This window comes from Enterobacter sp. RIT418 (genome assembly GCF_003057745.1).
Classification (GTDB): domain Bacteria; phylum Pseudomonadota; class Gammaproteobacteria; order Enterobacterales; family Enterobacteriaceae; genus Enterobacter.
Genome location: NZ_QBJD02000001.1, coordinates 381,143 through 393,794, shown reverse-complemented (window position 1 = coordinate 393,794; position 12,652 = coordinate 381,143). Strand labels below are relative to the sequence as shown.

The window sequence follows — 12,652 nt, the reverse complement described above, 5'->3', positions numbered from 1 at the left end:
TCGTCATGCTAAAAACAATGCAGAAACACGGCGTCACGCTGGCCATTTTCGCCGCAGCCCTGACGGGATTAACCGCGCTGGTAAACGAGCTCACGAAAACCACTATCGACGAGCAGGCGGTTAAGCAGCAAAAGGCGCTGTTCGATCAGGTGATCCCCTCGGACTTCTACGACAATGACCTGCAGAAAAGCTGCTTTGTCGTAGAGGCGCCACAGCTCGGCAAAGGCTCGCACAGGATCTTTATCGCCCGCAAAGGCGATGCCCCCGTCGGTGCGGTCATGGAAGCAACGGCGCCGGACGGCTATTCGGGCGCGATTCAGCTGCTGGTCGGTACGGATTTTTCCGGTACCGTACTGGGCACCCGCGTCACCGAACATCACGAAACGCCAGGCCTCGGGGACAAAATTGAACCTCGCCTGAGCGACTGGATTTTGCACTTTGCCGGCAAGGTAATTCACGGCGAAAATGACGCCGCGTTTGCGGTGAAGAAAGACGGCGGTGAGTTCGACCAGTTCACCGGTGCCACGATCACGCCGCGCGCGGTCGTTAACGCCGTTAAGCGCGCCGGGCTGTACGCAGAAACCCTGCCCGCGCAGATTAACAATCTTACCCCCTGTGAGGAGTAATCATGAGCCAGGTTAAAGAGGTTATCGTTCAGGGGCTCTGGAAAAACAACTCCGCCCTGGTACAGCTGCTGGGGATGTGTCCGCTGCTGGCGGTGACCTCCACCGCAACGAACGCGCTTGGCCTTGGGCTGGCAACCACGCTGGTGCTGACCCTGACCAACCTGTCCATCTCTGCCCTGCGCCGCTGGACGCCGACGGAAATCCGTATTCCGATTTACGTGATGATCATCGCCTCGGTAGTGAGTATCGTGCAGATGCTAATTAACGCCTACGCGTTCGGTCTGTATCAGTCTCTGGGGATTTTTATCCCCCTCATCGTGACCAACTGCATCGTGGTCGGTCGCGCCGAGGCCTTTGCGGTGAAGAATAGCCCGGCCATGTCGGCGCTAGACGGTTTTTCTATCGGAATGGGCGCCACCGGCGCGATGTTTGTACTGGGCTCAATGCGCGAGATTCTGGGCAACGGCACGCTGTTTGACGGTGCGGATGCGCTGCTGGGCGGCTGGGCGAAATCCCTGCGCATTGAAGTTTTCCACACCGACACGCCGTTCCTGCTGGCGATGCTGCCGCCGGGCGCGTTTATTGGCCTGGGCATGATGCTGGCGGTAAAATACCTCATTGATGAAAAACGCAAGCGCCGCGCCGCCGAGCGCAGCGTTCAGGAAGGGATACCCGAGAAGGCTGTATGAATAAAGAGAAACGCGTCGCGATCCTGTCCCGGCTGCGGGATGAGAATCCCCATCCCACGACGGAGCTCAACTTCACCTCACCGTTCGAACTGCTGATCGCGGTGCTGCTCTCCGCGCAGGCGACGGACGTGAGCGTTAACAAGGCAACGGCGCTGCTCTACCCCGTCGCGAATACGCCGCAGGCGATGCTCGAACTGGGCGTTGACGGCGTGAAGTCGTACATCAAAACTATCGGCCTGTTTAATAGCAAAGCAGAGAACGTTATTAAAACCTGCCGCATTCTGCTGGAACAGCACGGTGGAGAAGTTCCGGAAGATCGCGCGGCGCTAGAGGCGCTGCCCGGCGTGGGGCGTAAAACCGCTAACGTGGTGCTTAATACCGCGTTTGGCTGGCCAACCATTGCGGTTGACACCCATATTTTCCGCGTCTCAAACCGAACAAACTTCGCCCCGGGCAAGAACGTGGAGCAGGTTGAAGAGAAGCTGCTTAAAGTGGTTCCCGCAGAGTTTAAGGTAGACTGCCACCACTGGCTGATTCTGCACGGACGCTACACCTGCATTGCGCGCAAGCCGCGCTGCGGTTCCTGCATCATAGAAGATCTATGCGAATACAAAGAAAAGGTCTATGACTGATCGCAGCTTGCAAACGTCTGCCCGCTAATCAAAACCTTACTTAAGGAAGGCCAACTAATAACCTTCCTTTTCACCGCACTCTGTACGCCTGCTTCGTCTACCCACTGCCCGATCGTGCGGCTATTTAACGCTCAAACAGGTTAATTGTTTTTTCATCACCAAAAATTTCTATACATATGTGATCGAGATCACTCTGATAACGTCATGTTGATTTTTTGTTGGCAAAAGCCCGTTAACCCTTTATCCAGACAGGTCCAAAGTCATTTTGCACCGCAGATAAGACCAGTCATTTTTCAGAATACAGGCTATATCACTGCCATTAAGGACAAAGAGCAGAAGATATCGCCATACAGCGGTTTCACCGGGGCTTTAGTAGTGAAAAAAACTGCTAAAAATCCACCATCGAAATTTAACGCTGAATAACATTTAGATGACGGGTGGATTATAGCGCCATGGTTATATGTAACAGAGTATGTCAAACGTATTGCCAGAACGTTCAGGATAGTGAACATTACCTGCCGTTTCCCCCTCCCAATATAACTATAAGGCGGATGGACTACGGTCATCACGCTGTGAACACCCCCGTTAATATGGGATGTAAAAAAAGAGGTATATGTGTCTACTGCAAACAATAAACCAACAGATGAAAGCGTGAGCATGAACGCTTTTAAACAGCCTAAAGCGTTTTATCTCATCTTCTCTATTGAGTTATGGGAGCGTTTTGGTTACTACGGCCTGCAAGGGATTATGGCGGTTTACCTGGTAAAACAGCTGGGTATGTCAGAAGCCGATTCCATCACGCTGTTCTCTTCCTTTAGTGCTTTGGTCTACGGTCTGGTCGCTATCGGCGGCTGGCTGGGCGATAAAGTGCTCGGTACTAAACGCGTTATTATGTTAGGTGCCATTGTTCTGGCCATTGGCTACGGGCTGGTTGCATGGTCTGGACACGATGCTGCGGTTGTTTATATGGGTATGGCGACTATCGCCGTAGGTAACGGCCTGTTCAAAGCCAACCCGTCTTCCCTGCTCTCTACCTGCTACAGCAAAGACGATCCGCGTCTGGACGGTGCATTCACCATGTACTACATGTCCATCAACATCGGTTCCTTCTTCTCCATGCTGGCAACGCCATGGCTGGCGGCGAAGTTCGGCTGGAGCGTGGCTTTCGCGCTGAGCTTTGTGGGCATGCTGATCACCGTGGTGAACTTCCTGTTCTGCCGCAGCTGGGTGAAAGACTACGGTTCTAAACCCGACTTCGCACCGGTACACATGGGCAAACTGCTGGCAACGATCGCGGGCGTAGTGGTGCTGGTCGCTATCGCAACCTGGCTGCTGCACAACCAGGGCATCGCGCGCGCCGTGCTGGGCGTTGTCGCACTCGGTATCGTGATTATCTTTGGTAAAGAAGCCTTTGCTATGAAGGGTGCCGCTCGCCGTAAGATGATTGTTGCATTTATCCTGATGGTAGAAGCGATTGTCTTCTTCGTGCTCTACAGCCAGATGCCAACCTCGCTGAACTTCTTCGCTATCCGTAACGTTGAGCACTCAATTCTGGGTATCGCGTTCGAGCCGGAGCAGTATCAGGCGCTGAACCCGTTCTGGATCATGATCGGTAGCCCGATTCTGGCCGCCATCTATAACAAGATGGGTGACCGCCTGCCAATGCCGCACAAATTCGCCATCGGCATGGTGCTGTGCTCCGGCGCGTTCCTGGTGCTGCCGCTGGGTGCGAAGTTCGCGACCGACGCGGGTATTGTCTCCGTTAACTGGCTGATCCTGAGCTATGCCCTGCAGTCCATCGGTGAGCTGATGATCTCTGGCCTGGGCCTGGCAATGGTTGCGCAGCTGGTTCCACAGCGCCTGATGGGCTTCATCATGGGCAGCTGGTTCTTGACCACCGCTGGCGCGGCTATCATCGCCGGTAAGATTGCAAACCTGATGGCGGTTCCAGAAAACGTGACCGATCCGCTGGTCTCGTTGAACGTGTACGGCACCGTATTTATGCAGATTGGTATCGCCACTGCGGTTATCGCCGCGCTGATGCTGCTGACTGCGCCTAAGCTGAACCGCATGACTCAGGACGACGATAACGACGTGAAAGCGAAAGAAACCGCTACCGCGTAATGTCTTCGGGAAACGACTGAACGAAAGCCGCTAATGCATTAGCGGCTTTTTTTTTATTCGAACGCGCACTAACATAGCTGGAACCTCAGCAAAAAGGAGTTACCGATGAAACTGTTCTATAAACCGGGCGCGTGCTCTCTTGCTTCCCATATTACCCTTCGCGACAGCGGCAAAGATTTTACGCTTGATGGCGTTGATCTGATGAAAAAACGCCTGGAAAACGGCGATGACTTTTTTGCCATTAACCCGAAAGGACAAGTGCCCGCCCTGCTGCTGGACGACGGTACGCTTCTGACCGAAGGCGTGGCAATTATGCAATACCTGGCCGACACCGTGCCTGACCGCCAGCTGCTGGCGCCCACCAGCAGCGTAGCGCGCTATAAGACGCTGGAGTGGCTGAACTTTATCGCAACCGAACTGCATAAAGGCTTTACGCCGCTGTTCCGCCCGGACACGCCGGAGGAGTACAAACCCACCGTGCGCGCGCTGCTGGAGAAAAAGCTGAAGTACGTTGACGATGCGCTGAAGGACGAGCAGTGGATCTGCGGCGCGCGATTCACCATCGCCGATGCGTATTTGTTTACCGTCCTGCGCTGGGCGCGTTCGGTTAAGCTGAATCTGGAAGGGTTAAACCATATCGCGTCTTATATGGATCGCGTAGCGGCACGCCCTGCGGTTGCTGCGGCGCTGAAGGCGGAAGGTTTGAACTAACCGAGCGGCCTGTATTGCCGGGTGGCGCTGACGCTTACCCGGCCTACCCATTCGTAGGCCCGTGCAAGCGCAGCGCCGGGGAGGGAGTTAACGCTGCGTCGCGCTAAAGTAGTGTTCCGGCTTCGCAATACGATCCTGCGCCGCCACCACCTGCAGTTCGTATTCCTGCATGTCTTTCGTTGCAATCATAATTTCATACACTGCCGCAGTCACGTGCTCAAGCGCGTCGCGCAGGGTTGCGCCCTGCAGCAGCTTGACCAGCAGCAGGCCGCTGGTGACATCGCCCACGCCAACCGGCTGACGGGTGCCAAAATCAACCAGCGGGCGGCTAATGTGCCACGCTTCGCTTTTGGTCACCAGCAGCATCTCAAAACGGTCCTGGCTCAGCCCTGCGCGCGCCAGGTGCTTGACCAGCACAATTTCGGGCCCCTGCGCGATAAGCTCGCGAGAGGCGCTTACGGCCTCCTCTACGCTGTTGACCGGGTGCTCACAGAGAATTTCCAGCTCAATCAGGTTCGGCGCGATAATATCGCTCGCAGGAAGCGCATGACGAACGTGGAACTCCGCCACGCCGGGCGCCACGATGCAGCCCTTCTCCGGGTGGCCCATCACCGGGTCACAAAAAAACTTGGCCGCAGGATTTGCCGCTTTCACCTGACGAACGATGCCCAGGATATGTTCGCCCTGCTCCGCCGAGCCGAGGTAGCCGCTCAGCACCGCGTCGCAGCGCTTAAGCTGATCGATATCCGCAATGCCCTGCACAATCTCCGTGAGATGAGATGGCGGCATAACGCAGCCGGTCCATTTTCCGTATTGCGTATGGTTAGAGAACTGTACCGTATTGAGGGGCCAGACGTTGGCACCGAGGCGGCGCATGGGAAATTCCGCTGCGCTATTGCCAGCATGCCCAAAAACAACATGGGACTGGATGGCGAGAATATTCTTCATTTTTTGCTTACCACACCCTGAAAATACAAAAGGGGCGTGGTTTCCCACGCCCCTGGCTACGTTGACTTACTTCCAGCAAACCAGACAGTAGTTTTTCTTACCGCGACGCAGCAGCGTGTAGCGGCCATACAGGCGATCGCTGTCAGCGAAGGTATATTCCGGGTCGGCCTGCTTTTCACCGTTAATGGTGATCGCGTTCGAAGCGATTGTTTTACGCGCCTGGCCGCGGGAAGGCTGGAGTTCGGAGTCCACCAGCGCCTGCATCAGGTCGGCACCTTTTTCCATCTCGACCATCGGCACGCCGTCCTGCGCCAGCTGCTCGAAATCTTCTTCGCTCAGGTCGCTCAGCGTGCCGTTAAACAGGCTTGCGGTAATGCGCTTTGCTGCCGCCAGGCCTTCTTCGCCGTGAACCAGTTTGGTCACTTCGTCTGCCAGCACGTACTGAGCACGAGGCGCTTTACCGCTGTTTTTGTCTTCTTCTTCCAGGGCATTGATGGCTTCAATGTCCATGAAGGTGAAGAACTTCAGGAAGCGGTAAACGTCGGCGTCCGCGGTGTTGATCCAGAACTGGTAGAATTTGTACGGGCTGGTTTTCTTTGGATCGAGCCAAACCGCGCCGCCTTCAGTTTTACCAAACTTGGTACCGTCCGCTTTGGTGATCAGCGGAACGGTCAGGCCAAAGACCTGGTTCTGGTGCAGGCGACGGGTCAGATCGATACCGGAGGTGATGTTGCCCCACTGGTCAGAACCGCCAATCTGCAGGGAAACGCCGTGCAGCTTGTTCAGGCAGGCAAAGTCATAGCCCTGCAGCAGGTTATAGGAGAACTCGGTAAAGGAGATCCCCTGGTCGTCGCGGTTCAGGCGCTGCTTCACGGCTTCTTTGTTAATCATCTGGTTAACGGAGAAGTGCTTGCCGATGTCGCGCAGGAAGGTCAGCACGTTCATGCCGCCAAACCAGTCGTAGTTGTTCGCGGCAATGGCAGCGTTATCGCCGCAGTTGAAGTCGAGGAAAGGCGCAACCTGTTTGCGGATCTTATCCACCCACTCCTGCACGGTGTCTTCGGTGTTCAGTTTACGCTCGGCGGCTTTGAAGCTTGGGTCACCAATCAGACCGGTAGCGCCGCCGACCAGTGCGACAGGCTTATGGCCCGCCTGCTGGAAGCGTTTCAGGCACAACAATGGAACAAGATGCCCCAAGTGCAAGCTGTCAGCGGTGGGATCGAAGCCGCAATAGAGCGCGATCGGGCCTTGCGCCAGTCGCTCTGCTAACGCTTCTTCGTCCGTCACCTGGGCCACGAGGCCCCGCTCTTGCAATTGTTTAATCAAGTTACTGCTTGCCATCAAATTCTCCATGTATAAACGACTGCACCTTTGCCGGTACACGACTTTTCGCCTGGTGCGAAAGGAACATAGAATAAAGCGCTGGCGCACGTAGCGCTAGCGCTTAACACAACAAATTTCGGGGATTAGGGTGCCAGTCTGTCGATTTTCCAGCCGCCGTCCTCGCGCTGGTATAAAAAGCGGTCATGAAGGCGATGCTCGCCTCCCTGCCAGAACTCCATCTGCTCAATGGGGATGCGGAATCCGCCCCAGAAGCTCGGCAGCGGCACCTCTCCCTGTTGGAACTTCTGCTTGAGCTCGAGGAATTTACTTTCGAGCACGCCGCGAGCGGAAATTCGGCTGGACTGTTTTGAAACCCAGGCGCCAATCTGGCTGTCGCGCGGACGGCTGTGGAAATATTTAACCACTTCCAGCGTGGAGAGCCGTTCTGCCTTGCCTGTCACCATCACCTGGCGTTCCAGCATATGCCACGGAAAAAGCAGGCTAATGCGCGGGTTATTTTCCAGGTGGTGGGCCTTGCGGCTGCCGAGGTTGGTGTAGAACACCAGCCCTTTTTCATCATAATGCTTGAGCAGCACGATGCGCTGATAGGGCTGGCCGTTTTCATCAACCGTCGCGACAACCATCGCCGTAGGATCGGCAAGCTTCGCTTCGCAGGCCTGTTTCAGCCAGCGTTCAAAAAGCACCAGCGGTTCGGCGGGAAGATCCTGGCGGCGCAGACCGCCCTTGGTGTATTCACGGCGCAGGTGCGCAATTTGCTGCAGTTCGTCGTTATCTGACATGGCGTTAGCTGAAATAGACATTGGGTGGCGCTATTGTGCGCCGCCCCTGTGAAAATCTCAACGCTTCGGATTTTCGAGATGGCAATTGTTCAGCACGATGTTGTCGCGTTTATACACCGTGGCTTCGTCACCTTTTGACCAAAAGACGTAGATCCCGTCCGTGTAGCGCGCGCCGGAGGCCGACATGCCCTGCTTCAGGGTGAGCAATTTATTGTCGTATACGAAGCTTGCTTCCTGGCGCGGGTTATTGATCTTAACGGTCAACGGTTTTTCATCGCAGCGATACTCCAGCGTATCGGTCTGCATGCGCTCAACGAGCTGATTGTAGGCGCTGCACCCGGACAGCAATAAAGGGAGTGCGATAAGAAGATATTTTTTCATGGGCGTGTTCCAAAGACTTTCCTGGTCCTGGAGGACATGGCTGCCCTCCCGTTTCTCTTCCATAGTAACGACTTCGCATTAGGCTGAATGTCAGTTAACTCTGATTATGTCGCGGGTTCGCCGGGAATATTGCTCCAAGAACGCTTGCCTCACGCGCGCCGGTCACCGAGGGCAAATTGCCCGGTAATCCCGCAACGGTCCGCCAGGCGAGCCAGGCAAAGGCCAACGCTTCCATATCGTCACCGCTGATCCCGGCTTCATCCGTGATGGTGACTTCAGTCCCCGGCAACAGCGCTGCCAGACGCGCCATCACCAGCGGGTTTCGACTACCCCCGCCGCAGACCAGCAGACGCTCGCACCCGCCGCTCAGCAGCACCTGCTCTGAAATGGACACGGCCGTTAACTCCGCCAAAGTAGCCTGAACGTCCCGTGCCGCCAGGGCCGGGAACGGCTGCAGCTGGCGCTCAAGCCAGGCGTAGTTGAAGTACTCGCGCCCGGTGCTTTTCGGTGCGGGCTCCGCGAAATAAGGATCGCTCAGCATGGACTGAAGCAGCGGCAGAATGACTTTTCCTTCGCTGGCCCAGCGTGCATCCTTATCGTAGGGCTTACCGCACTGACGCCAGATCCAGGCGTCCATCAGCATATTGCCCGGCCCGGTATCGTAGCCGCGCACCGGCTGTCCTGGGATGAGCATGGACAGGTTCGCAATCCCGCCGATATTAAGCACCATGCGACGCTCCGTCGGGTGTGCCAGCAGCGCCTGATGAAACGCGGGCACCAGCGGCGCGCCCTGCCCGCCAAGCGCAATGTCGCGACGACGAAAATCGCCTACCACCGTCACGCCCGTCTTCGCCACAATCTGATTATTATCGCCAATTTGCATCGTATGCGGGGCTTCACCGGTCGGCTCATGCCAGACCGTTTGACCGTGGCATCCAATCGCCACGATATCCTGCGGCTTCAGCTTTTCCCGGTCCATCAGCGCCTGTACCGCATCGGCGAACAATGCGCCCAACCGCACGTCCAGCTGCCCAAGCTGCGAAAGCGTTAACTGCTGCCCCTGACAGATATTCAAAATATCTTCTTTCAGCGAGACGGGGATCGGCCAGGTCAGGCTCGCCTGCTGTGCCACCATGGTTTCATCAATTGCGGCCAGAACAACATCAACGCCATCAAGGCTGGTGCCTGACATCACACCGATATAGCGACCCGATTTCATGCGCTTTCCTTACGTTATGTGGGCTAAGGATAGACACTCCACCATAAACAGCGGTGCTTTGCTATGCGCCAATAATAATTTTTAACAATCTCAGGGATGTACCACAGAGGCGCATTTGTTGATGCGCCGTTAAGTGAAATTCAAGTACAATTTTCCTATTGGTAGTGCAAAGATGGGAATGATGGCTTTTTATGCCATATAATTTAGCCATGACGGATGCCCGACGCGGGCGTTTTTGGTGAACAGGAGATTCAAATGATTTTACGTGTACTGGGCGTTTCACTGATTGGTTTAACACTGGCGGGCTGCGTTAATGACAGCTCTCTTTCTGGCGACGTATACAGCGCGTCTGAAGCTAAACAGGTTCAGAACGTTACTTACGGTACGATTGTTAATGCACGTCCTGTTCAAATCCAGGGTGGTGATGATAGCAACGTCGTTGGCGCTATTGGCGGTGCAGTGCTGGGTGGCTTCCTGGGGAACACTATCGGGGGCGGCACGGGCCGTTCGCTGGCTACCGCGGCTGGCGCGGTTGCTGGTGGCGTAGCCGGTCAGGGCGTTCAGGGTGCAATGAACAAAACTCAGGGCGTAGAGCTGGAAATCCGTAAGGACGACGGCAGCACCATTATGGTTGTGCAGAAACAGGGCAACACCCGCTTCTCCGCCGGTCAGCGCGTCGTGCTTGCCAGCAACGGTAGCCAGGTTACCGTTTCTCCGCGTTAATGTTTAAAAGGTGTAGCCTTTTGGCTACACCTTTTATTGTATTCATCATTCAAATATATAACCCCACCAAATACATTCACGCCATTTATATCTAAGCCCATAATACTTCCGGCATAAGCCCTATATATTGTTTCTGCGCAAAACATCCCGTTTTTAAATTGGTAAACTTCGCACAATGTCAAAAATGATGAATTAAATTTATTTTGTTACAAAACACCTATGATATTGATTAATCGCTATATTAAGAACCGCTATGTTTGCTTCTGCATGGGCTGCATACTGGTTATTGGTATTTTGAACGCCTTGTATTTAAAACTCGCCGAGTGGGTACCTTCATTTTCACCATTACTTTTCCCAACGCTGACGATTTTTTTACTGGTATTTCATCTGTTTATTGCCTGTTTTATGGTAATGAGATACGGATGCGACAGAAGACGTCTTTATCTGATCGCCATTGCATTTGCATTCGTCGGTTCGGCATTGCTGATGGTGGGAACACTTTCCAGCTTCCCGGCCTGGCTGCATTACTACAAGCGTGACGCGATTAACTACAACGACGCAATGGTTTTTTTCTCGTTCCGCCACCTACTGATGTCCGTCCTGTTCACGGCGTCATCCGTACTCTACACGCTGCGCCATCGTCCGCTCTCAAAGATGTTCCATGTCGCCGTTGTCTCGGGCGTGGTACTGTTTACCGCCAGCATAGTGACGCTGGCCTGGCTGTACTCCAGCAAATCTCCCTTATTCAGGGTTGACCTGATCGACAATGAAACGCTGCAGTTTATGACGCTCTGGAGTCAGGTCATTAATATCATATTAATTATCCTCTGGACGGGCACCCTGTTAGCCCTGATGATTATTACGCGCGTGCGCGATCTGTTCTGGCACGCCGGTAATTTTTTATGCGTCTGTTATATCGTGACGTTGACCATGCTGTTATTTGGCGGGCACGCAGAAGATTTTTCCTGGTATCGCGCCCGTTTATTTGAAACCGTGGCAACGTTATTGATTATTTTTGTGCTGCTCTATGATGTATTCAATCTCTATCGCGCATCTACGTTAAAATATCAACAGTCATACCAGAACTCTATTCGCGATCCGCTCACGCGGCTCTATAACCGCAGCTATTTTTATGAATCGTTAACCCAGGCGCTGACGAAGGCAAACGCTAACCATCCTGTCTCCGTAATTGTGAGCGACCTGGATCGTTTCAAGCGCATTAACGATTGCTACGGACATTTGCAGGGCGACAAGGTATTAATGTTTGTCGCCAATCTGTTAATGGACTCCGTGCGCCCGCATGACATTGCTGCGCGCATCGGCGGCGAGGAGTTTGTACTGATGCTGGCTAACACGCCGTCCGACGCGGCGAGGCAGGTGGCTGAGCGTATCCGCCTGCATCTGAGCAGCTTTGACAAGGCCAGCAGCGGCGGTCAACTGCCGGAGACGATCACCATCAGTATGGGGGTGTTCACCGCAGAGTCAGGCGCGATGTCACCTGAAGGGTGCGTGGAGTGTGCGGACAAAGCAATGTATGAGGCCAAAGAAACGGGGCGAAACCGGGTCGTGGTCTTTCACTAACAAAAGGCCTTGCGGGTGCAAGGCCTTTTTCAATACTGCTAGTCACGAGCCTGCAGTTCGTGAATATTTTGCTCAAGACGCGCGATAAGCCCGATGAGCATCTCAAGTTCAGCAGGAGAAATTCCCGCAAGGATCTCCCCTCGCGTCTTGCTGATCACCGTTTCCATTTCGGTGATGATCGGTTCCGCTTTTTCCGTAAGCTTAATCCGCTTGGCGCGACGATCGCTGGCGCAGGTTTGCCGGGAGATGAGCCCTTTCTCCTCAAGCTGGTCGAGCGTACGCACCAGCGAAGGCTGCTCGATGCCTATCGCTTTTGCCAGCTGAATCTGCGACTGCTCGGGCGGCAGCTGGTGAATGTTGTGCAGCGTGACCCAATGCGTCTGCGTGAGTTCCAGAGGTTTCAGGCGATGGTCAATCAGAGCACGCCAGATGCGTACCAACCTTGCCAGATCAGAACCTAATGGCGATTCCAATTTCATCTCCTTATAATTAGCTTGCTAAGTTATTATACTGATTTTAGAATAGTGTGCAGCATTTGTATTGCCAAAACAAATGCAATACTGCATTCGTCGACGCACAAAGTATGACTTACACTGAAAGCTGACGCCTCGGTGTGTTAAGAAAAAACATTCTACCCATAGCAAAGGATCACTGCTCGTGACGTTTTCTTACAGCTCGACGGGGCTTCCCCTTCAGGACCTGATCGTCGGTGCTTCAGTCTATTTTCCCCCGCTGTTTAAGGCCGTTCTGCTGGGCTTTTTGATCTGGCTCGTTGCGCATCGCGTATTGCGCGACTGGATGTATTCCGGCGATATCTGGCATCCCATGCTGATGGATCTCTCCCTGTTTGCGCTGTCCGTGTGTCTGGGCCTTGCCGTATTGATTGTCTGGTGAA

At 54.3% G+C, this 12,652-nt stretch carries 14 protein-coding genes; 8 read left to right on the top strand and 6 right to left on the bottom strand.

Going from position 1 to position 12,652, the window contains the following annotated elements:
* Positions 1-5 precede the first annotated feature (5 nt).
* The 5 genes from rsxG (at position 6) to gstA (ending at position 4,782) form a co-directional block, all read left to right on the top strand.
* Positions 6-626, top strand: coding sequence for an electron transport complex subunit RsxG (gene rsxG, locus DBY73_RS01995; protein WP_112009541.1), 621 nt, complete (start codon positions 6-8; stop codon positions 624-626).
* A gap of 2 nt (positions 627-628) precedes the next feature.
* Positions 629-1,315, top strand: coding sequence for an electron transport complex subunit E (locus tag DBY73_RS01990; protein WP_112009540.1), 687 nt, complete (start codon positions 629-631; stop codon positions 1,313-1,315).
* On the top strand, positions 1,312-1,947 hold the full coding sequence (nth, locus tag DBY73_RS01985; RefSeq protein WP_112009539.1) for an endonuclease III: 636 nt from the start codon (positions 1,312-1,314) through the stop codon (positions 1,945-1,947). Before DBY73_RS01990 ends, nth begins: the two co-directional genes overlap by 4 nt.
* A gap of 615 nt (positions 1,948-2,562) precedes the next feature.
* Positions 2,563-4,071: a dipeptide/tripeptide permease DtpA gene (gene dtpA, locus DBY73_RS01980; RefSeq protein ID WP_112009538.1), complete on the top strand. Its 1,509-nt coding sequence runs from the start codon at positions 2,563-2,565 to the stop codon at positions 4,069-4,071.
* Positions 4,072-4,176: 105 nt separating this feature from the next.
* Entirely contained in the window at positions 4,177-4,782 is a 606-nt protein-coding gene (gene gstA / locus DBY73_RS01975) for a glutathione transferase GstA (protein WP_112009537.1), read from the top strand.
* An 87-nt stretch (positions 4,783-4,869) separates the two neighbouring features.
* Here the strand turns inward: gstA and pdxY are convergent, their stop codons facing one another.
* The 5 genes from pdxY to anmK form a co-directional block, all read right to left on the bottom strand.
* The gene (gene pdxY / locus DBY73_RS01970; protein ID WP_112009536.1) at positions 4,870-5,730 is read right to left on the bottom strand and encodes a pyridoxal kinase PdxY; all 861 of its coding nucleotides are present in this window, start codon (positions 5,728-5,730) and stop codon (positions 4,870-4,872) included.
* Positions 5,731-5,796: 66 nt separating this feature from the next.
* Positions 5,797-7,071, bottom strand: coding sequence for a tyrosine--tRNA ligase (gene tyrS / locus DBY73_RS01965; protein ID WP_112009535.1), 1,275 nt, complete (start codon positions 7,069-7,071; stop codon positions 5,797-5,799).
* Between the two features lie 125 nt (positions 7,072-7,196).
* A complete protein-coding gene (gene pdxH, locus DBY73_RS01960) occupies positions 7,197-7,853 on the bottom strand; it encodes a pyridoxamine 5'-phosphate oxidase (RefSeq protein WP_112009614.1) in 657 nt (218 codons plus the stop codon).
* A gap of 57 nt (positions 7,854-7,910) precedes the next feature.
* A complete protein-coding gene (gene mliC, locus DBY73_RS01955; protein ID WP_112009534.1) occupies positions 7,911-8,234 on the bottom strand; it encodes a C-type lysozyme inhibitor in 324 nt (107 codons plus the stop codon).
* Between the two features lie 94 nt (positions 8,235-8,328).
* The gene (gene anmK / locus DBY73_RS01950) at positions 8,329-9,453 is read right to left on the bottom strand and encodes an anhydro-N-acetylmuramic acid kinase (RefSeq protein ID WP_112009533.1); all 1,125 of its coding nucleotides are present in this window, start codon (positions 9,451-9,453) and stop codon (positions 8,329-8,331) included.
* A gap of 255 nt (positions 9,454-9,708) precedes the next feature.
* Between anmK and slyB the strand changes: the two genes are divergently transcribed.
* Both slyB and DBY73_RS01940 read left to right on the top strand, forming a co-directional pair.
* A complete protein-coding gene (slyB, locus tag DBY73_RS01945; protein ID WP_112009532.1) occupies positions 9,709-10,176 on the top strand; it encodes an outer membrane lipoprotein SlyB in 468 nt (155 codons plus the stop codon).
* Between the two features lie 219 nt (positions 10,177-10,395).
* Positions 10,396-11,757 carry a GGDEF domain-containing protein gene (locus tag DBY73_RS01940; RefSeq protein ID WP_112009531.1) on the top strand — a complete coding sequence of 454 codons (1,362 nt, stop codon included), beginning with the start codon at positions 10,396-10,398 and terminating at the stop codon, positions 11,755-11,757.
* A 38-nt stretch (positions 11,758-11,795) separates the two neighbouring features.
* Here DBY73_RS01940 and slyA read toward each other — a convergent pair whose 3' ends face one another.
* Complete coding sequence (slyA, locus tag DBY73_RS01935) at positions 11,796-12,236, bottom strand: transcriptional regulator SlyA (RefSeq protein WP_112009530.1); 441 nt, start codon at positions 12,234-12,236, stop codon at positions 11,796-11,798.
* Between the two features lie 178 nt (positions 12,237-12,414).
* On the opposite strand from slyA, the gene DBY73_RS01930 reads away from it, so the two are divergent.
* Entirely contained in the window at positions 12,415-12,651 is a 237-nt protein-coding gene (locus tag DBY73_RS01930; RefSeq protein WP_112009529.1) for a DUF1656 domain-containing protein, read from the top strand.
* The last annotated feature ends 1 nt before the right edge of the window (position 12,652 follow it).